At 57.1% G+C, this 25053-nt stretch carries 19 protein-coding genes, 1 tRNA gene and 3 pseudogenes; 8 read left to right on the top strand and 15 right to left on the bottom strand.

Features of this window, described 5'->3' with window-relative positions:
* Positions 1-255: 255 nt before the first annotated feature.
* Together G3574_RS27900 and G3574_RS27895 are read left to right on the top strand one after the other, a co-directional pair.
* Positions 256-1344, top strand: coding sequence for a hypothetical protein (locus G3574_RS27900; RefSeq protein ID WP_163968822.1), 1089 nt, complete (start codon positions 256-258; stop codon positions 1342-1344).
* A 264-nt stretch (positions 1345-1608) separates the two neighbouring features.
* A pseudogene (locus G3574_RS27895) lies at positions 1609-1737 on the top strand (transposase); the annotation flags it as partial.
* A gap of 15 nt (positions 1738-1752) precedes the next feature.
* On the opposite strand, the gene G3574_RS27890 reads toward G3574_RS27895, so the two are convergent.
* On the bottom strand, positions 1753-2772 hold the full coding sequence (locus G3574_RS27890; protein WP_235953659.1) for a site-specific integrase: 1020 nt from the start codon (positions 2770-2772) through the stop codon (positions 1753-1755).
* A 172-nt stretch (positions 2773-2944) separates the two neighbouring features.
* On the opposite strand from G3574_RS27890, the gene G3574_RS27885 reads away from it, so the two are divergent.
* A complete protein-coding gene (locus tag G3574_RS27885; protein WP_163968821.1) occupies positions 2945-3994 on the top strand; it encodes a DNA-binding protein in 1050 nt (349 codons plus the stop codon).
* Positions 3995-4230: 236 nt separating this feature from the next.
* On the opposite strand, the gene G3574_RS27880 is transcribed toward G3574_RS27885, so the two are convergent.
* Positions 4231-5394 (bottom strand): Fic family protein, encoded by a 1164-nt coding sequence (locus tag G3574_RS27880; protein ID WP_163968820.1) that lies wholly within the window; start codon positions 5392-5394, stop codon positions 4231-4233.
* Between the two features lie 144 nt (positions 5395-5538).
* Between G3574_RS27880 and G3574_RS27875 the strand changes: the two are divergent.
* A pseudogene (locus tag G3574_RS27875) lies at positions 5539-5889 on the top strand (integrase core domain-containing protein); the annotation flags it as partial.
* A 588-nt stretch (positions 5890-6477) separates the two neighbouring features.
* Here the strand turns inward: G3574_RS27875 and G3574_RS27870 are convergent.
* From G3574_RS27870 to G3574_RS27860, 3 genes are all read right to left on the bottom strand, one after another.
* Positions 6478-6819, bottom strand: coding sequence for a hypothetical protein (locus G3574_RS27870; RefSeq protein WP_163968819.1), 342 nt, complete (start codon positions 6817-6819; stop codon positions 6478-6480).
* 302 nt (positions 6820-7121) lie between these two features.
* Complete coding sequence (locus G3574_RS27865) at positions 7122-7571, bottom strand: hypothetical protein (protein WP_163968818.1); 450 nt, start codon at positions 7569-7571, stop codon at positions 7122-7124.
* A complete protein-coding gene (locus G3574_RS27860) occupies positions 7571-8545 on the bottom strand; it encodes a site-specific integrase (RefSeq protein ID WP_163968817.1) in 975 nt (324 codons plus the stop codon). The genes G3574_RS27865 and G3574_RS27860 overlap by 1 nt, the downstream gene beginning before the upstream one ends.
* Before the next feature lie 524 nt (positions 8546-9069).
* Between G3574_RS27860 and G3574_RS27855 the strand changes: the two genes are divergently transcribed.
* The 3 genes from G3574_RS27855 to G3574_RS27845 all read left to right on the top strand — a co-directional run bounded on the left by G3574_RS27855 (position 9070) and on the right by G3574_RS27845 (position 11953).
* Entirely contained in the window at positions 9070-9249 is a 180-nt protein-coding gene (locus G3574_RS27855; protein WP_163968816.1) for a hypothetical protein, read from the top strand.
* Positions 9250-9679: 430 nt separating this feature from the next.
* Positions 9680-10732: a ParM/StbA family protein gene (locus tag G3574_RS27850; RefSeq protein WP_163968815.1), complete on the top strand. Its 1053-nt coding sequence runs from the start codon at positions 9680-9682 to the stop codon at positions 10730-10732.
* Positions 10733-11554: 822 nt separating this feature from the next.
* Positions 11555-11953 (top strand): hypothetical protein, encoded by a 399-nt coding sequence (locus G3574_RS27845; RefSeq protein WP_163968814.1) that lies wholly within the window; start codon positions 11555-11557, stop codon positions 11951-11953.
* Positions 11954-12354: 401 nt separating this feature from the next.
* On the opposite strand, the gene G3574_RS27840 is transcribed toward G3574_RS27845, so the two are convergent.
* Complete coding sequence (locus tag G3574_RS27840) at positions 12355-12525, bottom strand: hypothetical protein (protein ID WP_163968813.1); 171 nt, start codon at positions 12523-12525, stop codon at positions 12355-12357.
* 94 nt (positions 12526-12619) lie between these two features.
* The gene (locus G3574_RS27835; RefSeq protein ID WP_163968812.1) at positions 12620-14131 is read right to left on the bottom strand and encodes an ATP-binding protein; all 1512 of its coding nucleotides are present in this window, start codon (positions 14129-14131) and stop codon (positions 12620-12622) included.
* 778 nt (positions 14132-14909) lie between these two features.
* Between G3574_RS27835 and G3574_RS27830 the strand changes: the two genes are divergently transcribed.
* The gene (locus G3574_RS27830; RefSeq protein ID WP_163968811.1) at positions 14910-15122 is read left to right on the top strand and encodes a hypothetical protein; all 213 of its coding nucleotides are present in this window, start codon (positions 14910-14912) and stop codon (positions 15120-15122) included.
* Between the two features lie 730 nt (positions 15123-15852).
* Here the strand turns inward: G3574_RS27830 and G3574_RS27825 are convergent.
* From G3574_RS27825 to G3574_RS27785, 8 genes and pseudogenes are all read right to left on the bottom strand, one after another.
* Positions 15853-17103 (bottom strand): annotated as a pseudogene (locus G3574_RS27825) (IS256 family transposase).
* A gap of 669 nt (positions 17104-17772) precedes the next feature.
* A tRNA-Sec gene (locus G3574_RS27820) sits at positions 17773-17868 on the bottom strand.
* A 25-nt stretch (positions 17869-17893) separates the two neighbouring features.
* Positions 17894-19792 carry a selenocysteine-specific translation elongation factor gene (selB, locus tag G3574_RS27815; RefSeq protein WP_163968810.1) on the bottom strand — a complete coding sequence of 633 codons (1899 nt, stop codon included), beginning with the start codon at positions 19790-19792 and terminating at the stop codon, positions 17894-17896.
* Positions 19789-21183 (bottom strand): L-seryl-tRNA(Sec) selenium transferase, encoded by a 1395-nt coding sequence (selA, locus tag G3574_RS27810; RefSeq protein WP_163968809.1) that lies wholly within the window; start codon positions 21181-21183, stop codon positions 19789-19791. Before selA ends, selB begins: the two co-directional genes overlap by 4 nt.
* A 12-nt stretch (positions 21184-21195) precedes the next feature.
* Entirely contained in the window at positions 21196-21720 is a 525-nt protein-coding gene (locus tag G3574_RS28900) for a UGSC family (seleno)protein (protein WP_456237895.1), read from the bottom strand.
* The gene (locus G3574_RS27795; RefSeq protein ID WP_163968807.1) at positions 21717-23150 is read right to left on the bottom strand and encodes a thioredoxin; all 1434 of its coding nucleotides are present in this window, start codon (positions 23148-23150) and stop codon (positions 21717-21719) included. Before G3574_RS27795 ends, G3574_RS28900 begins: the two co-directional genes overlap by 4 nt.
* A gap of 1 nt (position 23151) precedes the next feature.
* A complete protein-coding gene (locus G3574_RS27790; RefSeq protein ID WP_163968806.1) occupies positions 23152-23778 on the bottom strand; it encodes a glutathione S-transferase family protein in 627 nt (208 codons plus the stop codon).
* Between the two features lie 26 nt (positions 23779-23804).
* Positions 23805-25052, bottom strand: coding sequence for a branched-chain amino acid ABC transporter substrate-binding protein (locus G3574_RS27785; protein ID WP_163968805.1), 1248 nt, complete (start codon positions 25050-25052; stop codon positions 23805-23807).
* Position 25053 lies beyond the last annotated feature (1 nt).

Below are 25053 nucleotides of genomic sequence, written 5' to 3'. Positions count from 1 at the left end.
AAGCACGTACGCGTGAGGAGCTCGATGAGGCGATTAGAAAAGCCATCAATACCATCAGCAACCGAGACTCCCGGGGCTGGTTTGCTCATTGCGGTTATCCCCTAAACCAATAGGTAATCCGCTGTAGGGCAGAAAGCTAACGCTTCTGGTGATTCAAAGGGAGTCGAAGCGCAGAATGCATTAGAAGAAGCAACGAAAGAAATGTTTCGACTAACGAACTTGTTCGAGACCGCTACGGGTAACCTGACATATCAAATGGCATCGGTCAGCGAGTACGAAAAGCTTCACGCTGACGCGCTGGAGGACTTGAACCGAAATAAAACTGCGCTCAAGTTGCGTAATCTTGGCGCCGAAGTTCATGATATCGAGTTAGCGAAAAATCGTTGTCCAACCTGCCATCAGGACGTTGCTGACTCATTGCTTATTGAAGTAGTCGATGGACCACAAATGGACCTCGAGGCGAATATTGAATACCTCAAGAAGCAGACAAGTATGCTCGACCGACAAATTGCCGGGGGCCAGAAGGCAGTCAAAGATACGGAACGATTACTTTGTGACCTTTCACAAAAAATTGAGGAAACACGTTCTCTTTTGGGTGACCTGCGTACTGACGTCGCGACCGATGCAACAGCGTCACGTGCTGTCGTACGACAGCAAATTCAGATCGAGTTGGAAACTGAAAGACTGCAAAAAACAGAAGTAGAGGCTGGAAAACTTCTCCAAAATCTAGATCAAATTGCCGAGCGTCTTCGATTGAACCAAGCAGCACGTGCCAAGGTACCGAAGGAGTACTACTCCGAGGAAGACAAACGTAAGATAGGGGTATTTGAAAAATTATTCCGCGCTAATGCAAGTGCATTCGAGTATGAGAGCGCGCCAATTCGAGATATTCGCATCAACGAGGACACGCTTGTCCCGTTTCTTTCGAACATCGAGCTTAGGGAAATCAACCTCACCCCAACATCTAAGGCGCAGCGTCCAACACTTTCCACAACGGATATCAAAGCGGATTCAAGCGCCAGTGATTTCGTACGTCTGATTCTAAGTTACCTATTAGCTCTTCATCAAGCATCTGCACTACCTGAAGGGGGCAGACGCCATCCTGGGATTTTGATGCTCGACGAACCGGGCCAGCACTCTATGGCTCAATCTAGCCAAAGGGCATTGTTGCAACAAATCGCCGCGTGCACCTCTCTGCAAGGTATCGTTGCTGCATCTTTTGACGAATCACCTGAGGTGTTTCGCGAGGTCACACACGGTATTGAGTTCAAGCTGATTGAACTAGACGCCAAATCGATTGCGCCTCTTATTAATAACAATTCCGAGAATAGTAGTAACGATTGACTGGCGAGAGAATGTTTGCACAGAGCTATAAATCGTTACTTGGCATTCAACTTGACGGTTGCATCTGACTTATGGGTCAACTCACTACAGCGGATTGCTTATTGGGGGGTACCGTACTTTGCACGCAATTTAATGCGATTTCTGTCAAATTTCTCTGTCACATCATTGCTTTACACTTCTGAGGGGGGTAACTCCCCCGAAAAGTAAGCGGAGTTGAAGGTAGAATTTTCCACCATCAGAGAGAGGAAGTTCTACATGTAGAAGTCGCGTTTTTCGGAGAGCCAGATCATGGCCATCCTCAAACAGGCAGAAGCGGGCACTTCGGTACCGGAGTTGTGCCGGAAGAATGGCATGAGCTCTATCTTGTTATACAAACAACGCAGTTCCCCAGGCCAGTTACTTTTGCGCTTATTTGCGCCGCAACAATGCATTCATCGCATTTTCTTCGAACTGCCCAGCCTCTTCGATGTAGCCTTGGACTGTCCCGTCATGACGCCATCCTCCCTGCCGCTTGATATCCCGCGGACTGGCGCCGGCCCGGTAGGCACTGGTCGCCATGCCGCGCCGCAGGCTGTGACTCGATAGTTCAGGCACGGATTCCAGTCCAGCGGCCCGGGCGCAGCTTTCAAGAATGGCATTGACACTGGCTGGATTCAGCGCCCTCGCCTGCACTTCATCCCACTTGGTGATCGCCCGGAATAGCGGACCGTCAGCGATGCCGGCCACATCGAGCCAGGTCCGTAAGGCCGTGGCCGGACAGCAAACACCTGCGCCATAGGGAATCGCCTTGCTGATCCCCCTGCCCTCCTGATCCGTTTTGGATCGCGGCAAAGTCAGCACGATACCGTCCTTTTCCCATGCCACATGACTGACCTCCAAGCTGACGAGTTCACTGCGCCGGAAGCCACCGAAAAAGCCGATCTGCAGCAACGCGATATCCCTCCCCGCACGCAGTGTCCTCAGTCCAGCGAGGTGGCTCGCGATGCGCTCGAGGTCCTCCACCGGCAGCGCCCTGGCTTTTCGCTTGGGCTTGCCATGTAGGCGCGCAATACCGGCCAGCGTCTTGCGTACCGTCGGGGTGCTGGTCGGATCAGGAAACCCCTGTTGGTGGTGCCACTGCGCCAGTGCGGTCAGGCGAACGGCAAGCGTACGCGGATTGTGGGAATCGGCAAACGCAAGCAAGTAACGGATCGTTGTGCCCTCATCGCACGGCAGCACCCCGCCCCACGCCAGGAAATGGCGGACCGCCGAGCGGTAGGCGCGGCGGGTGTTATCAGCGGTCGCCGCCGCCAGAAACGCCTGATGCCGGGCTGCCAGAGTGATTTCCGCATGTGTATCGACGTTACGCATGACGACGTTGGTACCGTTTCCGGCATCGGCATTTGGCAACTGTGGAATGTCCACGTTTGGATTCACTTTGTTGCTCATGATGGGCAGCTGTAACGGGGAACAGCGCAGGATAGCACGGCGAGTGAATGAATAACCCGCGATAAGCGCCTTTATCGCATGCCAAATTCTCCTAGAGCAAAAGCTGCTCATTCCGTACATAAAAGCAGTGTTACAATCGTACGTAACATGACATGATATTTGCAGGGGATAGATGGCTCGAGCAGGTATTTCCTATACGGACGTCGCACGCGCGGCATCCCAGCTAGTTGCTGATGGTAGAAGTCCCACTGTCGACAGTGTGCGGGAAGCGCTTGGCAGCACCGGCAGCAAGAGCACGATCAGCCCCTACCTCAAGCGTTGGAAAGAGGAACACCAGGGAGAAATCGCTGCGGCCGAGTCTGGCCTGCCCGCGACGCTGATCGAGGCGGTCAAGGGTCTGCACCAGCACATGCAAGCCGACTTCACCCTGCAGGCGGAGGCGCTTCGGGAAAAACACGTCGTGGCATTACAGGAAGCCGCGGCTACAGAGCGGCAACTTCGCGCTGAACGCGATGCGATTCGCACTGCACATACCGCGCTTGAAGAAGAATGTGCCCGACTGCGAACCGTACTGTTAGACTTGCAGCAGCAATATCAAAACCAAACCACCACCCTCGCCGCCACCCGTGCGGAAAAGGACGGGTTGCAGCACCGCCTGGCGGACCGTGCCGCCGAGGTCGGCACGCTCGAGCAGCAGCTAAACCAAACGCGCGCCCAGTTCGAGTACTTTCAGGAAGCCACCGCGGCGCAACGCATGACGGACCGCCAGGCATTTGAACAGCGGATCAGCCGTCTTGAGCATGAACTGACTGCAGCCCAGCAACGCACGGCAAGTCAGCAAGTGCTACAAGCACGCCAGGAGGCGCAGCTCGGCCAGCTGGAAAGTCGGCTTGAGCAGGCGAAGGAAGAATCGAAAGCCAACCTGGACCAGGCGATTAGTCTTCGGACTGAACGGGATCGGCTCGCGGAAAGGCTTGAGGCGAGTGCAGTGGCGCGAGATGACGCCCTGTCGCAAGCCACGATGCTCGGCGCCCAAGTTACCGAAGCGCGTGTAACTGCTGCAGGATTCGAACGCGAAGCGACATTATTGGCCGAGACTGCCCGGATGGCAGAGCAAAAGGTCGCGGAATTAACGCAGGAAAAGTTGGAGTGGATGCAGGAGCGGACTGCGCTGATGCAGCGGCTAGAGGCAAATGGGGATGCGGCAAAAGCAGCCAGTTAAGGCTAGGTTACTTGCCGTGAGTTAAGACAAGCGGCACTTTCTCTTCACCCAGTACGGATAGGGTCAGTTTTCGGTGAACGTCAACAAGCAGGCCGTCCGGTTGGCCATTCATCCCTCTTGCAACGTGGAAAAAATCGCATACAGCACTATGCCTACCCAGAGCCGTAGCGAGTGAAAAGTCAAAAAGTCATATTGTCCATTTCGGTCCTTCCCTTCAAATTTGAGACGGCATTCGGTCATTCACCTGTGACGCGTTCCTTTACCCAGCCGTCAAGATTGATCCAGTAACGCGTCGATTTTCCCTGCCCCGTTATGGTTAGCATCCCAAGTCTTGCCAACGCTCCAAGGTCGCGTGAAGCAGTGGCTGGCGACACACGAGCCAAGCTGCCGTACTTCCGCGTGCTCATGCCGCCATCAAAGCCCTGCGGGCCGGCGTCGAGGAGCACGTTGACGACCTTCCGTTGGGCCTCGCTAAGAGACTTGCCAGCGTGTTCTGCCCAGAATTGGGCTTTTTCAAGAGACCTATCAAGGATGAGCGCCGATTCCTCGCATGCCAACTTGAACTGGTCGGTGAACCAGCAAATCCACTCCGTCACGTCCAGATCGCCCTTCTGTGCCCGCTCTAGCTGCAGGTAGTATTCGTCGCGTGCAGTGGCCATTCGGCGAGAGATCCCAAACAGCCGTGTGGCCTGCTGGATATCCTGGGCCAAGGCCATGTCGATAATTGCTCGCCCTACGCGGCCGTTACCGTCTTCAAACGGGTGCAACGTTTCAAACCAGAGGTGAGCGAGGCCTGCCCGCACCAATCCATCGATATCAGCCGTATCTTCGCCGGCACGCGTCCGGTTAAACCAGGTGAGAAATGTGCCGACCTCACTCTCTAGCTGTTCGGCAGGCGGCGCTTCGTAATGGGATGTTTCCCGGCCTTCTGGTCCGGACATGACGGCAATGGGATCGGTCCGGAAATCGCCCACCTTGATCTGGCGAATGGACGAATACCCCGTGGGAAACAGGGCCGCTTGCCAGCTACAAAGCCTGTCGCGAGAAAGCGGTTCTTCCCAATGGCGGGACGCATCCGCCATCGCGTCGAGCAGGCCTTCTACATGACGCGAGACAGGCCCCGCGGGTGGGTTTTGAAGCCCAAGGCGTCGCGCGACAGACGATCGGACAGCATCGAGGTTGAGTTTTTCGCCCTCAATGGCCGCTGTGGCGATGGCCTCTGAGACCCAGACTTCATTTTCTGCCCCTGGAAGAGCGTGAAGACCAATTGCACTGGCTTTGCCAAGCAGTATGCCCTGCGCTCGCCGTGCGGCGGCAACAGTAGGCAAAAGGCGGCTGTGGTCAAACCTGAATCGTGGCCAGTCAACGCGTTGCCAGATATATTGAGGCGAAAGGGTCATTAATACGAATCAAATTGTGACGTGTATCTGGTGAATATACACCATACGCCTCAAATTGCGAGGTGAAATTGAGGGGATGCGCCTCACGGCCGTATCTTGGCATGTTACGAGCTGCAGTTTGAATGCGAATATTGCTCGACGGAACTTAAGCATGCGGTACGCAACAAGCGAGCGGCAGCAGGACTGATTCATCATTCCGACAGGGGCGCCCAGTATTGTGCTCATGCCTATCGCCAACTGCTGGAGCAGTTCGGCATACGGGCGTCGATGTCGCACAAGGGAGACTGCCATGATAATGCGCCGATGGAAAGCTTCTGGGGCAGCCTGAAGAACGAGATGACGCATCATCAGCGGTATCCGACGCGGGCTCAAGCCAGGGCAGCGATCCAGGAGTACATCGAAATCTTTTACAACCGCCAGCGGCGCCATTCAGGCCTTGGCTACGTGGCACCCGCCATGTTTGCCGACTCTTGGGAATTCGTGCAGGTTGCTTGAAACAAGAGTGTCCGTTATTGACAGTACACCTCAGTTCTCTTGCTGGTTCAGTACCTGCTGCTGGGACTTGGTAATGTGGCCTATTGATGTTCACGTAGAACATTCCCAATGGGTCAGTTTTCGGTGAACGTCAACAGCAAAGGTAACGCAGCTGTTCGTTGGGACGGGCAAGCGCCAGTTCGACAAGCATTTTGGTCATTCCTGCTCCAGCGGCCGTCTCTACACCGATCCGCCTGGCGCCTGACCAAATCGGAGCAAGTTGCTCTGCGGTCGGCGCCGGCTCATTCGCCAGTTGTCCCTCCTTACTATTCTGCATCGTCAACCTCCTTCATAAGCACGATCGGGTATTCCGAACCGAATAATTCCCCGCCTGCACAATCCAGCCCATGCTCTTGGGGAAGGCCTCTCAGTGACTTGGGAGCGACCGCAATCACCGTTCCAGTAAACCTGGCGCCCCTTGAGGGAGTTCTCCTGATAACCCGCGACAAGGGTGAATGTCACCATGTCAGTGGCGAATTGGTAGACAGCGGCCCGTTGCTTTCGCTGTGTTGTGCTCGACCTACCCCCCAAGTCGGCTCCTTTTCTATGTCAGCCTTTCCTTTTCATCGCACGCTCTCGCCGCTTAAGTTGCTGAAGGTATAGGGGCTGGAAGTCAAACGGCAGGCCGGTGTACGACCAACTGGCGATCATCGCCAAAAGTTTTAAGGTAAGCTGAGCGTACCCAAACTCTGTTCGTAATTTCTGGGCCTCTTCTTCGCTCAGTCCAGGAGGGATATGAAGTCCCTTGTGTAACTCTGCAATCTCTTCGGTGTCGACCTTTGGCGGCTTGAGCATCGACACTGCCCTCTTAAAAAACTGGTCCGCCTTGGCTTCCCTCCGCTCCCGTTCCTCTTTAGTCTCGCCTCGATACTTTCTACCGTTCTTTGCCATCAGTTCTACTCCTTAATCATGTGGCCGTGAATTCTCACAGGTGTCATTACTTCAACGCTTCCCTTGCGGGCGCCAATTTCAAGCTTCTGCGCCCTCAATCCTTCAGCAATCCGCACGCATCTGGCTGCCGCCGTCTACAGTGCGTGGAACACAACCTAGCGTTCGTCATCGCTTCGTTCGTCATCCCGTATTCATCACGGCTTGTCTTAGCGAGACGGTCTCTACCCAATCGGCGGCGGCGCCGGACCAGCCGCAAATTGGATCAGTTGGTCAGGTTGGAAGCCGGCGTATCACGTCCAATCTCAATCTTTATGAGATAAGGGCTTTCCCAGTACCAGGGCCCAGATCGGGTCGTTGGGAATTTCGCCGACAGGCTTGCGCTTGACAGATGTCTTTGCCGCTGCCTCTTCCTTCCGTTTGTCCGCCCGCTCCTTCGCCTCTCTCACCGCTTGTAGAGTCGCTTCCCCAGATCTCCGGCCAGCGAGAAAGGCGCCGGAATATGCCGGGATGACCGATTTGCGCCCGTGACCGAGTGATTCGCTGACCTGGTGGTACGCAAAGTCGCTAAGTACGCGACGGGCCTGTTCCTTCGACATTGAAGGCGGGATAGTGATCCCCCGGTAACGCTCGGCAATCTTCTGAACGTCATGTTTGGCCTGGTTCGGCGACGAAGGGATTAACGCCACCGCGTTCGTAAAGGCCTGGTCAACCGCGGCCATCCGGTCCAGTTGTTTTTTGCTCAACCTCGTCATCAAATCGGCTCCTTCCCGAGATTGTTTTTCAACACGGCGTCCAATACTTCGTCGCTTATCTTGCCGGTGCCGCCTCGCACAGTCGCTGTTATCCCCCACTTCTCGAGGGAATCACATCCATATTGTTGGCGCAAACTATGGCTTGTAAACCCATAATCGGCTTTCGTGATCCCAAATTTGGACATTACGTATTCATACCTGCGCTCATTTTGGGCGAGGGTTTTGTTAGGATTGGCGATATATCCGGGATGGTGTCGGTTCCTCGCAGGCACATGGTTCTTGAGCGCAGTTAGCACAAATTTCTGGAACGGCTCTTCAATAGGCACGGTCCGATAGCGGCCGCCTTTGGTCCCCTGGCTCATTTCTATATAGAGGCCCCTATCGTTGACGTGCGGTTTGAAGCAGCAGGTCTCCCGCACCCGCGCGCCAAAGGCCATTGCAAACAGAAACTGCATGGCCACATGCCGGTCATACGCATACATTTTGCTCACCAAGTCCTTAACATCGATTTCGTTCTTGGACGGTGATTTGTCGACTTTGGCCGCATATTCGACTTTTAATTCGGGGCAGTAATAAGCCATCGGCTTAACCAGGCCTGGCTTCCCCACCCACTCACAAAAGATTGCCAGGATCGATAAATTGTTTTTGATCGTCGAAGCGGCAATTCCTTTCGCTTTCCAAAGTTGCACGAGCCGCCCTATGTGGCGTGGTTTTATATTTTTAGGATCTTCAATCTTGCAACCACACTCGTTTCTCAACTCACCGAAGCACTTAAACAACACGTTCGTGCGGGTCTTTTGCGTTTGCAACGAGGCGTGCCCCGACTTGCCGACCTTCTTGTGAACGTGCTGAGCGATGACCCAATCCAATTTCGGTTTAAAACCGCCATGTGTTGGCTTCTCTGGACCACTACTTTGAAAAACCGCCGAGCGGCGACGGGGCAATTGATTCGTTTCTATTACCTTCATTTCCATTCCTCGCTCTGCGCCTGACTCCCACGTCGACCGTATGCGCAAACTCAATGTTCGGCGCACGCCGTCTACATCAGACGCGTGTAATTTTCGTGAGCTTTACAACTTAACTATCCAAACCTTGGACGGGGGCACGCCTACGTGCGTTGCGGGGCGAATTTTCTTAAAAAACGTACGAACCTCTCCTCGTCCCATTTCTGGGTGATGGAGAGCCTGATTGAGATGGGTAACCATGTCAGATCGGGAACGGCCCCGCGTCGGAGCCGCTGTAAGGCGCTTTGTCGTTCCGCGCCAACGCCATGTCCTTGAGGTACATGGGGGATACAAATCAAATCCTTCGATCCTCAACGAGAGTCACGACTGCCACCGTCATGGCGTTGGGCACCTGATGCGGTCATCCTGCCCCAATTAGTGGGGCCAATAGGAGTCAACCGTCTGTCTTTGCGACAGAGTCAAGGTTCGGATTTGACGTGATTTGGGGAGGTTGTCACTGCAGTTTTTTTTCCCAAAATCGTCCGGGAAGCCGCATGAAACCTCATTTTTTCCAAACTCTGTTTTCAGCACATTCCGAAAACAAAGTCTTTAAAAAAACGGCGATGCCGTTTTTTGTGCTACTGATCTTTCAGTGTAGGCCGATCGGGCCTAATGCTCTGCTGCATCCGGCAGCTGGTATCGCGACGTGGGTCGCTGATGGGATGCATTTTTGAATACGGATAGCGGAGTTGTCAAGCGCTTTTTCTTAAACGCCGCTGGGTTGCCGTCATGCCGCGTCTACATCTCAGAGAATTCACTCACTTATTCAAGCCTCCAGGTCAAATTCCGCTCCTAAAATCATCCGATTTAGCCATGCATAACCGAACCGCGGCAGCCTCGAATTTCGATTTTAAAAAGTGTCCTGATCGCGCTATTTTTTACTGCTAGCGGACAAATTTTATCGTGCCTGACGGGGTCTGAAAGAAACTGACCTGGTCGCGTATAAATACCCGCCATATTTTGTAGTTTTCGACCTCGGTGCGGCATCAAGACGCTATTTTCAACGGTTCAAATGCGAATTAACCCATTTCGACGGGTTATTCGCGAGGTTTCTCAGGGGGCGGTCAGCGGAAAATCCAACTGTTCCACTAACCTGAGGATGCAATGACACAAAAAACTGTGAGAGCCAACGACGTTGGATACGGTAACAACAAATTCACGACATCGAATCTGGGTAAGGCCGCGGACGGCTCGGCGCAAGTCGGTGTTTTCCCAAGCATTGTCGCCAAGGCGAAATCGACGGAATCTGTTGGGGACTTGTTCGGGCTCGCCCAAAGCAATAACATCGCCGTCCAGGCAAACAACGCTAATTTCATTGTCGGTGATACTGCACTGAATCACACCGACGGGACTTCTGGTCGCAACCTAAACCCAAATTTCCCCATATCGGATCCCTACCTTGCGCTAGTTCGTGGCTCGCTATACCGGATGGCGGTGTCAGCAATCGATCTGCTCGTCGTAGGCTTGCCAATGAATACTTATAACGTGCACAAGGACGCCTTGCGCGAGCGACTTATCGGTGGCCATACGATTCCCAACCCCTACAAAAAGGATCGGCCGAACGCCGGCAACCAATTCAGCGTTGAGGTAAAGGCAGCTCGTGTCTTGCCACAACCGGTCGGCGCCCTGATCGCATACAGCATGCCCCGCGGACTTTATGGAAAAGTGGCTAAACAAACCAATCTGGTTTTGGATGTCGGGTACGGAACTTTTGACTGGTTCCTTGCTGAGGGTATTGTTGCCCAAGATGCCCGTTGCGGCGCATACCAAGGAGGTGTTTCCGCCCTGCTTATGGCAGTTGCCGACCATATCAATCCGGATCTGAAAGCCATGACGCGAATCCTGCGGGATATCGATAACGCGCTCAATGGCCAGGATTCGACCTTCTATGCAGCTGGAAAGGACCACAATATTTCCGACTTTACTTCCATTGTTGAATTGAAGGCTCAGGATCAGATCAACGCCATGTTGCATAGTGTGAAGTCGATGACGGATGTTCGTAACGTGGTGCTGACGGGAGGTGGAGCAACCATCTTCAAGCCAATCATTGAAAAGATGCTTCCGGGCCTGCAGTTACTCGTTGACGAAAACCCGATCTTCAGCAACGTTCTCGGCTTTCAGATGTACGGTGAAGCGACGATCAGCCAATCCGCATAAGGACACATAATGGAAAACTCCAGCATTCGCATCAGAATAACTATCGGACCAGGCGATCCGGTTCACGATGAAATCAAGCACTTGCCGATAGGCGCAGAACAAGGTCGGCGCGCGGCTTCTATCGTGGAGCAATGGCATCTTGGCGAGCGTTACGGTCGTGGCTATAGTCAAGTAGGGCTCCCCAGCGCAACTTCTGGAGCGTCATTTACGGTTGCGTTCACCATCAAAAAGAGCAATCGGGCATACGATGAATTCGCCCGACGCAGTCCTGGTCTCGAGCGGCGCCGGTATGCGCTTGCGGTGTTAAATTGTTGGACTTTAAACGGGAAGTGCGCGCAATCGGGCACTTTGGTTCCAGTCGGCATTGTGCCTGTAACGCAAGAGGGCACCGTGAATTCGCAGCCCTCCCCCGTAAATTACGCTCCCGTTGCGCGTGAGGAGGCACCGGACACGGCTTCCGCCTCCAAAACTATTACGTTGGACTTCAGCGCTCAGGACCTCGACGTATACCATTAGAGCCTCATCGATCCATGTGGTAGACGGGAATGTCAAGCAGAATAGGCACTTCCCGCCTCCCCATGGAACCCGAGGACGCAACTACTTGGCGCACCGAAGAAGCACTCCCGATGCGAGAGTACTTAGAATAAAAGCAAGCGCGCTTGCCGCCCCCATAACAGTTCGCCAACGTGCGGACTGCACTCAGACTGAAGACACTCGGCGAAAAATTTGCTTGAGCGTTCGAAAAAAGTCGCCCTTCCCCTCTTGATTTCGCAAACTTCCTTGTTACCGTTTTCTCAGGCATACAGCCAAAGGAGCGTAAGCATGGATACAAGCAAGAAGGTAAGCCCAACTTGGGTAGCCGATCACAGTTTGAACGAATGGGTCAAAAAGGATTCGCGGTCGGTGGCCGCAATGTTGGCCGGCTCAGGCGACGGGCGGGAGCGTCAATATGCGCAGTTTCTCAGGATGAGTCGGCGGGTCCAACCGAATATTTCTGAAGAGGAGCGCATGGAAGCCTATTCCAATTTCTGCCAGGATCGAGCATGCGGGAATTTTCCTTCTGCCTTCACCGTTTTCTTTAATGGCGCAAAGAATGGCTCCAAATTTAAGTTTTTGGCCAAGCATCCCCGGTTAGCCCTATGCCTAGATTTTGCCGTTCATTGTATCCCGAATGCGGTCCTAGCCGTCTTTTCTAAACAATGGATGAAAAATAACTATTGATTGTTCAATTCTGGCATGTTCCGTTTTAACACCAGCGCGGTCAAACAATTGCTATGGCTTAGCAACACATTAGCATGCAGTCAATGTAAGCATTATCCGCGCAATGGCAGTCACGGACGCCGGCGGTGGCAGCCTGCAGACCCGAACGATTCGATATGTTTTTTTGGAGTTGGACGTTTGGATATCATCTCATTTCGCTCGAAGAGTCAGCACGCTAACAGAGACTCTGACGCCGTATTTTCGGAGAGCATGCTCCGCTGTGTATATGCTTACAGTGAGATAGCTCTCCCCGCCGCGCTCAAAAATGAATAGTTGAACTTGCAATGCTAGCGGAAGCGCGTTTCTTCAAAATGAGACGAGGAAGCTCGGCAAGATCATCACGCAACCGACTTCGGCAGTAATTATCCGCAGAACCCGGCATCCAGCGAGCGCAAATACCGTAACAATGCGTTCACACGTCCTTGTTCCACCAGTCTTTGCGCCGTAAAGCCTTCGAAGACCGGAATCGGCTCGTTGATGTACCACAGTTCCAAGTCATGCTGTTCATCGAAGACTGACTTGGCTACGTCCATCACCCTGCTTTTATCGCTTTCGTTGTCAGCATGGCATCGCGCCCGTGCGTTCATCTGTTACCCTTCTACCAGTTATAGGAATTGCCTCGATGTGTTAGCCAGCATGGCAAGCATGCCTGAAACGTGTACCGGCAACGCGATGGGACTGTGACGCCCCTACGATTGTGTTCATTGCCTGCATCACATCAGATCTATTCACCGGCGTCAGGTCCCGTCCTGCGCGTCTACTGATCCGAATATTGATCGCTTCCTGCAAAATTGCAGCCACATTCGCAATGGACTGTCCCTTCAATATGGAAGCAAGGGTTTCGGGCAATAACACTGGATCGAACGTGGCGACACTGGATTGACACCATCTATCAATATAGCGTGCCAGTGTTTCCTGGGACGGTAAGTGAAACTGCAGTTTTTCCGTGAATCGGCCGCCTCGCAGCGCTGCCGGATCGAGGCGTTCTGGATAATTGGTGGCGGCAATAAAGACCAGGTCTGGCGGGCGCCCTTTTGCACCATCCATGACCGTGAGCAATTTGTTCGTCACGGATGCATAGGATGACGCTTCCCGCCATAACAGTACGTCGTCGGCTTCATCAATAAAGATGATCGCTGGACGCAGCTCCATTGCTTCACTGACTAGCTCATCGATATGGCATGGATTGACCAGCAAGTCCTGCCCCGTCGTCGCCAAGAACGCCCAGCTACTATCCTTGGCCAGAGCACGCGCCGCTTCAGTCTTGCCCGTTCCGGGAGGGCCGCTAAACAGAATTCCGGTTGGCGCTGTACCGCCTTTCCCTTGCAGCTGCTCGACTTCGCGAAGTCGATACAAAATTCCCTGTAGACGCTCTGTGAACGGGGGCGCAAACACGAGTTCGCTAATACTTTTAGTTTGTTCCGGTAGCTTCCCTTTGTGTCCTTGCACAAGACGTAGTGCCCGGCACAGCATCGGATAGTCAATCGTCGCAAATTTGATGCCCTGCCTTACTTCTGGGATCTGCTCAGCCACTGCCTGCAGACGCTTTACTGAAAAGCCTTCCCAACGCTGGGCCGCTAGTGTAATTGTGTCGCCTTCTATATAACCAAGCCCCATGTGCTGTACGATGGCATCTTCCAGGATGGCACGCCGTGCATTGAAGTCAGGCGGCGGCACTTCAATTTTGAAGTCGAAACGGCCTTCCCGGATTACCGCCGGATCCAGCCGGTCCATATAATTGGTTGCGGCGATCAAAATAACGCGATGTCGACGTAGCTTGACGATTTCCGCGAGTAGCGTATTGACCATCTGAATTCCTTCGCCAGAAGAAGAATGGCGAGCACGATGTTCAGCCACCGATTCGAACTCGTCAAAAAACAATACGCAAGGCGCCTGGGCTGCTGCTTCACGGAATACCTGCACGAGGTTTTCCGTGCTTTCATTAATCCACCTGCTTGCCAAATCTCCTGACGTAATCGAAATCAGCGGCAGGTCAAGCTGGCCAGCCAATGCCTGAGCGAAGTACGTCTTGCCACAGCCGGGAGGCCCAAACAGAAGAATGCCATTCCTGGTTTTGCTAGCACGATTAGTCAGAAGGTTTTGACCAGCGGTCCATAGCCGTTGTTTGATGTTTTCCATGCCTGCTATCTCGCCGAACGTCACAGTTTGGACGCAAGCACTGTAGCGACGTTCGACCGCAGGAGTGGTGCTTGGCTTTGCCGGAAGAGATGGTAGATCATCCTCGTCTTCCGGCAGGACAACGTACGGCAATATTCGATAGATCAACCATGACTCGAACAACGCAGCGACCAGGGCGCCCCAATTTGAGAGTTCCGAGACAGAATACGCTGCCGAGACACAGCAGCTGACAATCAGCGCTGCTGCAGTGCAAAAGGTACTCCATTGCCTTTTGAAGACGTGATGCAATCCGCAAGACATCGCAATGAAGGCGGCAATGTTATATACGATGCTGTGAAGTCCGTGCCGGTGATGTGATAACAGACTGCCTGTGCTAATTGCCAGTGATGCCAGTAAAGCCAGGGTAAGAAATGCATGAAATACCAAGTATCCGTACCATGCCATCCGTGGGAGCTGTTTCGTTGAAGGGGAAGTTGTCATAACCGCTTTCAATAAAGGAGACCTTTTGACACTATCCTAAAAGTGTGTGAGGTCAAGACCCCATCCCGCCTCAAATGCTAAGGCGGCGGTAATGGACCTGCTGGCAAAAATTTCGTCGGATAAGGCGCGGCTTTTAAGTCTGTGATTTCATCTGAGAAGATCGCAGCAAGTTGAGCTTCGGGCTTCGAGCGCAAATTCATATTAAGGATTTGGCGTCCCAACGAGACATTGAAGAATGTTGTCTTGACCTGAGCCTTTTATGCGGTACTCTGGTCAGAGAACTAGTGAGGAGTAATAAATGCCTATCATTTTGAACAGACGATTGCGGCTTACAAAAGCTGAGCAGGAGGCCTATTCACGAATTACTTGCAGCCTACGAGTACCGCTTACTATCGAGGAATACAACCAAACGTTGATGAAAACTGCGGAATATTGGGATGAGATCGCCGCCGAAACGAATGATCCGGCGGCCCGTTTTTTGGCTGCGCTGACACGCGATGACACACTTTAGACTGCGCAGATCAGCGACATATGGGGATAGAGCTAGCGAGACTCGAAATTTTTCTTGAGTTGTAGTTAGCAAGGCCAGACGCAAATGTCTGCGGATCATGGCTGTTTCGGTTGTGAGCAGATGGTAACTGGCCAATTACATCATCTGCATGACCACGGCGCGGACGTGCTTGAGCCAGTTGCGGCGTCGATCAAGTCGTTGAGCCGTCGATTTTGCCGAGAGTGTAGACCGGGTTAACCTCCGCGGCGCTGTCGAAAATTTAGCCAGGCGCTATGCATGAAAACACCTGCCAAAGCTTTTGCTTTAGCAGCCTGACTTCAGATGATTTCAATAGGTCAACAATTTGACCAAAAGGCTGAATGCTTGCCAAGCAAATTGGGCTAGGGACGGCCGTCTTCTAGACCAACTCTATTGGCCGTACAGAAATAAAGTACGTTCGACGCATAAAAGTCGAAGGCGGTAAAAAAGTCGAAGGCGGTAAAAGTGTGAGTTGCGAGTGTTAAGCGCGCTCGCGTTCTAGACGGTCCATTTCTGCGCGCACGCCTCTGTAGGCCCCAACAAGTGGCGCAAAGTACAAACGCAAACTGCTAATGAAAATCATTCGAATGTCGATCATTTTGTTATCCCCTTAATCAAATTGATGCCGGCAACTATTAGATTAACAAAGAATAGCGGTAAGTCCAGCTCCAGCATATTTGGACGTGTCAGGATTTCTGTGTGCGAGGTCGGTTTAGTTAATAGCGTTGGTGAAGCGCTCGCCAAACATGATGGCGAACTGATTGTCCGCCTGCTTCCACGTCCGTTGCGGCATCTTCCAGTCTTTTTCGATATTGCGTAAGGCCAGGAACAGTAGCTCAGTGGCTACCTCGTCGCTGGGGAAGTGTCCGCGGTTCTTGACGATCTTACGCAGCCGCATATGCAGGCTCTCAATGGAATTGGTAGTGTAGATGATGGTTTTGACCTCAGGGGGATACGCAAAGAAGGGAATCACTTACTGCCATTGACGCTTCCACATCGCCGCTACCGCCGGAAACTTGCTGCCCCAAGGGCCAGCGGCAAACTCATCCAGTGCCGCAGCTGCCAGGTCCGCATTGGCTGCTTGGTAGATCGGCTTGAGCGCTGCCGCCAGGTCCTTGCGGTCCTTCCATGCTGCCAGTGTGGTCGAGTTACGGATCAGGTGCACAATGCAGGTCTGGATCTGCGCCTGTGGATAGACCGCCTCAATGGCTTCCGGGAAGGCCCGTAGGCCGTCCACTACCGCGCTCAGGATGTCGTTCAAGCCGCGGTTCTTCAGGTCGTTGAAGACCTTGAGCCAGAACTTGGCGCCTTCGGTTTGTTCGATCCACAAGCCCAGCACTTCCTTGCGTCCATCGGCACGCACGGCAAGTGCCAGGTACACCGCTTTGTTCTTGACCGTTCCTTCGTCACGGATCTTCCGGCGCAAGGCATCGAAGTACACGATCGGATACATCGCCTCCAGTGGCTGCTGTTGCCACTAGGTGACTTCTTCGATGACTTCGTCGGTAATAGTAGAAATGAGGTCCGGCGATACTTCGGTGCCGTACAGCCCCAACAGATGGCCCTGGATCTCCCGGACCTTCATGCCGCGTGCGTACATGCTGATGACATGATCATCAAAGCCGAGCATGCGCCGCTGGTGTTTGGCCACCAGTTTGGGCTCGAAGCTCGACAGCCGGTCGCGCGGCACATCAAGCTGCAGTTCGCCCCCCGGTGCCAGTACCTTCTTGGGCGACGTGCCGTTGCGGTGGTTCTTGCTGGCCTCGCCTTCGCTGGCCAGGTGGTGCGTCAGTTCGGCCGACAGCATGCGCTCGGCCAGCATCTTCTTGAGCTGCCCTGCCAGTCCGGACTCGCCCAGGATCGATTCAGCATCCTTGTTCTGTACGGTCGCCAGCAACTGATCAATCAGTTCGACTAGAAACGGTGGTGGTGCTTTCTGCTTTTTAGGCTTCTTGTTGGTCATTGCTTCGGTCATGGAAAATCCCTTTCGGCATTATTTCACGACCTCGCTTTACGCAGAAATTCTGACAGGCTCCAAAGTTTGCATTAAATAATCCTATGTTGAAGTTATTGCCTTTCTCCGGACGACCTCCTCCTATATCCCGAGCAGCACCGCAATTAATCCAAGCTTACAATCTCACGGCCTTACACACGCATAACCTCTGCTCCATTTGGAAGAGTGATTCCGGCGCCAGGCCGAACGCCCAGCATTTCGTAAGGTGGCCATGACGCCACTCACGAGGTAGCACGAACACGGGCTTTCCCCAATATCCCCTGTTTCAGCTGCAACGCCCAATATCGATCCAGGATTTGTACAGCCAAGTCGAAGTCGTCGTTTTCAGCGGGGTAATGCCGCCGCCCGCCGGCTAGGCAGCTCAAATCGCGTGCCGCTCTGGCACGTCAGCGCCAGCGACAACGCCATCGACACCCTCTACGAAGGCTACGGCTACGCCTAGCTGCCGCACCATCACCTGTGCAGCATTCTGCAGAAACACCATTTGCGCGTGCTGCCGCTAGGTAGTATTGTCACGCAGACCCGCATGATGTACCTCGTGCACGGCAATCCCGGGCGGATTAGTCACAGCGCGCCGGCTGGCCGACCTGTTTCAGGATCTTTCGCGCGTCCTGGCCGTGGCGGAAGGGAGTGGGAGTCGAACCCACCAGACACGCCATGCGCGTCCCGCCGAATTTGAAGTCCGGGCGCTCCACCGGGATACGATTCCCTTCCGTTGTCCTGCACATCATTGCCGGGTTCATGCGGCGATCCGACGCCTGCCGCCAGCGTAGCGGGTAATGCGCATGCGGTCCATGAATTCCAGCACTTCGATCGTGACGTTGCGGCCCAGCCCCGACCGGTCGCGATAGGCCGCCGCCTCGAACATGCCGCCTACCGATTCGCCGGCGAGCTTCTCGGCCACGCGTGCCAACTCATCCATCGTTGCGGGCAGGAAGAAGCGGTTCCTGGCGACGCGCACAAGGTGTCCAAGGCGGCTGGCGTGTTCGAGGAAGGCGGTCAGCGCCGCCAGGTCGATGCCGAGCATCTTCGCCATCTCGCCGGCCGCAGGCGGACGCAAGCCCGATGCCTGCAATACCCCGTTGACTTGCGCCAGCATCGCCGCATTGTTTTCCGACAGGCGCGGACTGTGCTCCGCTAAACGCAGGCTGATGCCTTCCCGCTTGATCTGCCCTTCTTCGCACAGCGACCTCAGCGCCGCGCGCCATGCCGGCGCCAGGGTGCGCTCGCCAAGCTGATCGGCGAGCATCGCTTCGCCCGGACCGATGCCTTCTGGCTGCGCATCGTGCCATTCGCGCAGGTTAGACAGCAAGCGGCTGCGCATGGCTTGCCAACTACTTGCCGTGACGCCGCGTGTTTCGCCCGCATCCGGGAAAGTGGCCAACGAAAATTGCCCCAGCAAGGCAGCGGATTCGTCGGCGGTGAGATTCCATGCGCGAACAAAGCGGTCGAGCCACACGCCATCGGGCTGCGCATCCAGCAGGCGCTCCAGCGCTTCGCGCGGCGTGTCGCATGCCATCGCGGCGAGATGCGCCAAGCGCGCCGGCTTGGCCCGCCCGCGCACCGCTCCGTCAGGGTCGAGCGCGACGCCGCCGGCAATGGTGTGCCGCGCCGACTGGTCGCGCAGGATGAAGCGGTCGCCGCGCAGCAGCATGACGGGCCTGTCAATGATCAATTGCGCCAGCGCGGATGCGCCCGGCGCGATTGCCTGCCCTTCCAGCAGGGCCACCCGTGCATTGACCGCGGCGGCGCCGCAATGCAGGTGCACCGGCGTCCAGTGCGCCAGCGGCTTGTCTTGCGAAACCGGCACGGTGATGCGCACATCGCAGCGTTCGGTCGGCACATGCGCGTCCGGTGCAACGATCCAGTCACCGCGTTCGATGGATACCTTCTTGAGGTCGGTGCCGGCCAGGTTCAATGCGCAACGCCATCCGGCGCAGGCGTCTTCCGCCGCGCGATTGTGCACATGGATGCCGCGTACCCGCAGCGACACGCCTTGCGGGGACACCATCACCTCATCGCCGATGCGGATGCGGCCGGACGCCACCGCGCCAGTCACGACCTGCCCTGTCCCGGCCAGCGAAAAGCAACGATCGACAGCGAGGCGGAAATTACCTTCGGCCGGATGCTTCCTTTGCGCGCGCGCCGCCTTGGCGAGATGGGTTCGCAAAGCTTCGATACCGGCTCCGCTGGTCGCTGCCACGGTAAATGCAGGCGCATTGCACAAAGCAGTCGGCGACAGTGCCGCGGCGATCTCGACCTGCGCCTCCGCAAGGCGCGCCGGCGACACGCAGTCAGCCTTGGTGATAGCAACGGCGCCGTCGCGGATGCCGAGCAACTCCAGTATCGCCAAGTGTTCGTGCGTCTGCGGCATGGGACCATCGTCGGCCGCTATCACCAGCAGCGCGTAGTCCACCGCTGCCACGCCGGCCAGCATGTTGCGCACGAAGCGCTCGTGTCCCGGGACATCGACGAAGCCGACGGGGGCGCCGCTGCCGAGATCAAGATACGCAAAGCCGGGCTCGATCGACATGCCGCGCAGCTTCTCTTCTTTCAGGCGGTCGGTATCGACCCCGGTCAACGCCTTCACCAGCGTGGTCTTGCCATGGTCGACATGGCCGGCGGTGGCGATGATCACGCTCTCCCCTCGCCGGCAAACAGCCCAATGAATTCCGCCTCGTCTTCGAGGCAGCGCAAATCGAGCAGGAAGGCGCCGTCGGCGATGCGCCCGATTACCGGCACCGGCAATGCGCGGAACGTCGCGGCAAGGCCTTCGAGCGCCCTGCCCGCAACGCGCTTCCCGCCGGTCGGGACCATGCGCAAGGCGACACTCGACAGCAAGTTCACCGGCAAGGACCCGCTGCCGATCTGGCTTTGTACAGCGAATACCTCCACTTCGGCGCGACCCGCGAGCCACGCTGACACCGCAGGCTGGACGCGCCGGGCCAGGGCATCGATCTCGTCCGCTGCGCGCGCCAGCAAGCGGATTGCCGGCACGCGCCGTGCAAGCCGGTCCGGGTCGGCATACAGCCGCAGCACGGCATCCAGCGCTGCGATGGTTAGCTTGTCGCAGCGCATGGCGCGCTTCATCGGATTCTTCTTGATGCGCGCCACGAGGTCGGCACGGCCGACGATGATGCCGGCTTGCGGTCCGCCCAACAGCTTGTCACCGCTGAAGGTGACGAGGTCGGCGCCATTGTCCAGCGCCTCCGCGGGTGTCGGCTCGTGCGGCAGGCCGAAGCGGGCGAGGTCGACCAGCGTGCCGCTGCCGAGGTCGACCACAAAGGGCAGGTCCTTGTCTTTCGCGAGCGCGCCGAGTGCCGCTTCATCCACCGCAGCGGTAAAGCCTTCAACCCGATAGTTGCTGGTATGCGCCTTCAGCAGCAGCGCCGTACGGGCACCGATCGCTTCCGCGTAGTCGCCCAGATGGGTGCGGTTTGTCGTGCCGACTTCGCGCAGCTTGCAGCCGGCGCGCGCCATGATGTCCGGCAGTCGGAACGCTCCGCCAATCTCGACCAGTTCACCGCGCGACACAATGGCTTCCTTGCGTGGAGCGAGCGTGTTGAGGGTAAGCAGTACGGCCGCGGCGTTGTTGTTCACCACCGTCGCCGCTTCCGCGCCGGTCAGGCGGCACAGCCAGCGTTCGATATGATCGTCGCGGTCGCCGCGCTTGCCGGTGTTTAGATCGAATTCGAGGTTCGATGCGCCGGACGCTACCTTCACCATGGCATCGATCGCCTCCGGCGGCAGCGGCGCACGACCGAGGTTGGTGTGCAGCACGGTACCGGTCAGGTTGAACACCTTGCGCAGCGAGGGCGCGAGCTGTTCAAGTGTGCGCGCGGCGATCGCGGCAGCGATGTCGTCATCGGCGCCGATCTCGCCCGATGCGCGCCGTGCCGCGAGTTCCTCGCGCGCCGCGTCCACGACCAGCGGCCTGCCGTGCGCGGCGGCGAGTGCTTCCACCGCGGGCCAGCGCAAGACGCTGTCGACCGACGGTGGACGGGTACGAAGTCCGGGTACCGCGCTCACGCGGCACCCGTGTCAGGGCGCGGTGATTCCCCGCAGGATCTGCTCAACCGCCTGGTCGGCGAGCGCGCGCAGTTCGTCGTCGGTACGATCCTGTATCGGATGGCGCACGAACACCATCGCCGGATCGAAACCGAGCACCTTGGACTGCAGCGTTGCTGCCTGCACGAATTCGGTAGATGCAATCGCTACTCCTGGAACGCCTCGACTTTCGAGGTCTGCAATGTCATGCATACAGCACGACGTGCAAGACCCTCAGTCAGCCAGTCCTTCGATGACGACGTCGCATTCCGCCGCGATCTGTTGCTTGAGCGCGGTGGGCGCGACGCGCGTGAACGTCGGCTTGCGGTAGCGTTTGACGCCGATGCCGAGCGCTGCGAGCCGTTCATCGATGCGGTCGAGGAAGACGTTGCCGCGCGCCTTGGAAATGTCGAGGATGCCGACCGTCAGGCCGTCGAGCGATGCCGGCCGCGCCAGCAGCGCGCGCATGGCGGGGGAACGCTCGGCTGTGGGGTCGAGCAGGATGCTTGGTTCTTTCACGAACGAATCTCCTTGGTAACAGGGGTGGAGCCGACCGGGCCGGAAGCGGCCCAGCCGGCGATCACGGCGGAAAACAGGCCGGCGGTGCCGCCAGCGCGTACGATCAGCAAGCCACCGGGCCGGAACTTGGGCACCGTCGCGCCAGCCATGGCGGCAGGCAATCCTTCGGTGATGCCGCCCGCGCCGACAACCATTTCGCTGCCCGGCAATTGCAGCAGTCGCTCCAGTTCCTCCCGCAGGCGCGACTTGCTCCAGCCGGCCTCGATGAATACGCGGCTGTGTTCGGGCGATACCACCAGCAGCGCATCGCCCGCCATCGCCAGCTTGGGATGGTCGACCGCGCGCAGCGCGAGCGCAAAGCTGCGCGCCAGCGATTCCGGCGTGCGGGATTTCTGGTCGACGATGCCTTGCACGCCCTCGCCCGCGAACAGCGTGACGGTCGATTGCCCACGCGTGAAGCCGCGCTCGACGGCCAGGCTGTCCCACGCGCTGTCCTCGGCCTCGGCAAAGCAGAAGGTGTATTTGCCCGGCGTGCCGAGCGTGGCACGGTCGAGCTCGCCGGGGCGGCCGCCGCCGACGTTGCGGATCACCAGCTGCAGGGCGCGGCCGATCGTGGCGTTGGCACGATTCCCCTGCCCCAGCGCATTGACGCCGGAATTCATGCCGACCGCCTTCGCCATCGGGCCGTTCACGATCACCAGCGGACTGGCGAACATGGTGGTGCACAGCACGCCATGCATGCCGAATTCATCGATCAGCGCCGCTTCGACGGCGGCCAGCACGATAGGCAGATATTCCGGCTTGCAGCCGGCCATGACGGCATTGATGGCAACCTTCTCGACCGTGCATTCCACGAGGTCGGGTGGGACCATGCCGATCACCTCATCGGGTGCCCGTGTGGTGCCCGCCAGCATGCGCAGCACGCGCTCGCGCGTGGGCGGAACCACCGGCAAGCCATCGGTCCAGCCGCGCTCGAAGCAGACTTCCATCAGGTCTTCGGAACCGGCGATTTCGACGGCGCGCGCACCGAAGCTGACCTTGCCGAAGCGCACCGCCAGCTCTTCCGCCACACCGGGCTCCAGCGTCTTCGAACCGCATCCCGGCCGAACTGCCGGCAAACCTTCCCCGAGGTCGGGCTGACCGGTCAGGCGCCGCCAATCGTCGCGATGCCAGCCATAGGTACGTTCGACTTCCCGCCCTGCTTCCATGCGGATCAGGGTGGGAACGATCTCGGTGTTGAGCCGGTAGGAATGCTCGAGCGTGTCGTCCAGCACCGCGCCCGGCACGTCCGCCGCATAGGCCGGATCGTCCTGGATGTAGACGGCGAGCGGCGTCGTCCCCGCAATCTGGCGCAGCAGCGGCTCGACCAGCAGGCAGGTCGGGCATTCGCGCTTGGCGATGACGATGAGTCCATCCTGCACGGGAGTCATCTCAAGCTCCCAGGCGGTACGGTCCGCCGCGCTCCAGCGCGCGCAGGTAGGCGGGACGCGCATGGATGCGGGCGGCGTAATGGCTGAGGTTCACGTAGCGGTCCAGCAGGTTGCGCGCATCCGCCGCTTCCACCACGAAGCTGACCTGGATGTCGGCCGCCGACAATTCCGCGCCCAGCAGGAAATCCTTTTGCCCCAGTTGCGCATCGAGGTACGACAGGTGGTTGTCGATCTCGCTGGTGATGCGCGGCTTGAGTGGTGCGCCGGCATCGCCCAGCCGCCCCACATACAAGGCCAGCAGCATCGGCAGCATGGCTGAACCTTCGGCGAAATGCATCCACTGCAAATACTGGATGTAGTCCGGCGAATCGGCGGCCGGCGCCAGGCGGCCGTTGCCGTACTTGCGCACCAGGTACTCGATGATGGCGCCCGATTCGGCGACGACCAGCCCGTCATCGGTAATGACCGGCGACTTGCCGAGCGGATGCACCGCCTTCAGTTCGGGCGGAGCCAGGCGCGTGACCGGATCGCGCTGGTAGTGCACGATCTCATAGGGAAGCGCGAGCTCTTCCAGCAGCCACAGGATGCGCTGCGAGCGCGAATTGTTCAGGTGGTGAACGACGATCATCTTGTCTCCGCCGGCAGGGGCCGCGCTCAGGATTTATTGGGACGCTTCATTTCGCACGACGTCGGCTGCGCTGCGACATAAGTCCCGATTTTCTTTTCGGTCTTCCAGCCGTAGCCGGTGTTTTCCTGGTCGTATTTCACGTCCTTGCCATTGACCTTGGACCACGTCGCCAAGTATATCGGCTGTTGCGCCTGGTGGTCGGCCTTGCGCATTTCCACGTCGCCATTGAAGCTCTTGATGGTCATGCCTTCCATCGCGTACGCGACCTTGACCGGGTCGGCCGTGCCGGTTTCCTTGATGGCGCGCGACAGCATCGCGATGGCGCTGTGGCTCGACATCAGCCAGTAGTCTTCGTTGTACTTCTTCTTGAATGCCTCGGCGACTTCCTTGCCGGCAAAGGTTTCATTATTGATGTTCCAGTTGCTGACGTTTTTCACGCGGTCGGCACCGGCCGCGCCCATCGCCGTCGGCACGCCGGTGGTGTAGGCGGTGTAGGTGTAGAAGTTGACCTTCAGGTCGGCGTCCTTGGCCGCCTTGATCAGCAGCGCCAGGTCGTTGCCCCAGTTGCCGGTGACCACCGAATCCGCCCCCGAAGCCTTAATCTTGGTGATGTAAGGCGAAAAATCCTTGACCGTGGCGATCGGGTGCAGGTCGTCGCCGACGATCTGGATGTCGGGACGCTTGCGCTTGAGGTACTCCTTCGCCGCGCGGCTGACCTGGTGGCCAAGCGCATAGTTCTGGCCGAGGATGTACACCTTCTTGACGTTCTGGTCCGCCGCCATGTAGCTGGTCAGCGCCTCCATGCGCATGTCGGAGTTGGGCTCGAAACGGAAATGCCAGAAGCTGCACTTGCTGTTGGTCAGGTCCGGGTCGAGCGCGGCGAAGTCGAGGTAGACGACTTCCTTGCCCGGGTTGCGCTCATTGTGCTTGTTGATGCCGTCCACCAGGGCCAGCGCGACGCCGGAGCCGCCGCCTTGCGTGATGTAGTGATAGCCCTGGTCGATCACCGTCTTCAACTGGTTGAGCGATTCCTGCGGGCTGCCCTTGCCGTCGAAGCCGACCACTTCGATAGTGTTGCCGGGGCCGGCCCACTTCTGCTGGCTGGCGATCTCGGCCAGCATCTGGAAGCTTTTCAGCGCCGTCTGGCCGGGCGGCGCGAAGGCGCCGGACAAGGCATCGATGAAGGCGATCTTCACGGTTTCGGCGGACGCCGGGGCGGCGATTGCGGCGGCGAAGGCCGCCGTGCAGGCGAGCAGGGTCAGGGGACGAGTCATG

The organism is Noviherbaspirillum galbum, assembly GCF_010974945.1.
Lineage (GTDB): Bacteria > Pseudomonadota > Gammaproteobacteria > Burkholderiales > Burkholderiaceae_D > Noviherbaspirillum > Noviherbaspirillum galbum.
Note: the sequence above shows the minus strand (reverse complement) of the source record. Positions and strands in the feature narration are given on the sequence as shown.

Bases quoted from the DNA above. Each gene is read 5' to 3' on its own strand.
- G3574_RS27900 (WP_163968822.1), top strand. From the start codon at position 256: ATGGCATCGGTCAGCGAGTACGAAAAGCTTCACGCTGACGCGCTGGAG.
- G3574_RS27890 (WP_235953659.1), bottom strand. From the start codon at position 2,772: ATGAGCAACAAAGTGAATCCAAACGTGGACATTCCACAGTTGCCAAAT.
- G3574_RS27885 (WP_163968821.1), top strand. From the start codon at position 2,945: ATGGCTCGAGCAGGTATTTCCTATACGGACGTCGCACGCGCGGCATCC.
- G3574_RS27880 (WP_163968820.1), bottom strand. From the start codon at position 5,394: ATGACCCTTTCGCCTCAATATATCTGGCAACGCGTTGACTGGCCACGA.
- G3574_RS27870 (WP_163968819.1), bottom strand. From the start codon at position 6,819: ATGGCAAAGAACGGTAGAAAGTATCGAGGCGAGACTAAAGAGGAACGG.
- G3574_RS27865 (WP_163968818.1), bottom strand. From the start codon at position 7,571: ATGACGAGGTTGAGCAAAAAACAACTGGACCGGATGGCCGCGGTTGAC.
- G3574_RS27860 (WP_163968817.1), bottom strand. From the start codon at position 8,545: ATGGAAATGAAGGTAATAGAAACGAATCAATTGCCCCGTCGCCGCTCG.
- G3574_RS27855 (WP_163968816.1), top strand. From the start codon at position 9,070: ATGAAACCTCATTTTTTCCAAACTCTGTTTTCAGCACATTCCGAAAAC.
- G3574_RS27850 (WP_163968815.1), top strand. From the start codon at position 9,680: ATGACACAAAAAACTGTGAGAGCCAACGACGTTGGATACGGTAACAAC.
- G3574_RS27845 (WP_163968814.1), top strand. From the start codon at position 11,555: ATGGATACAAGCAAGAAGGTAAGCCCAACTTGGGTAGCCGATCACAGT.
- G3574_RS27840 (WP_163968813.1), bottom strand. From the start codon at position 12,525: ATGGACGTAGCCAAGTCAGTCTTCGATGAACAGCATGACTTGGAACTG.
- G3574_RS27835 (WP_163968812.1), bottom strand. From the start codon at position 14,131: ATGGAAAACATCAAACAACGGCTATGGACCGCTGGTCAAAACCTTCTG.
- G3574_RS27830 (WP_163968811.1), top strand. From the start codon at position 14,910: ATGCCTATCATTTTGAACAGACGATTGCGGCTTACAAAAGCTGAGCAG.
- G3574_RS27795 (WP_163968807.1), bottom strand. From the start codon at position 23,150: ATGACTCCCGTGCAGGATGGACTCATCGTCATCGCCAAGCGCGAATGC.
- G3574_RS27790 (WP_163968806.1), bottom strand. From the start codon at position 23,778: ATGATCGTCGTTCACCACCTGAACAATTCGCGCTCGCAGCGCATCCTG.
- G3574_RS27785 (WP_163968805.1), bottom strand. From the start codon at position 25,052: ATGACTCGTCCCCTGACCCTGCTCGCCTGCACGGCGGCCTTCGCCGCC.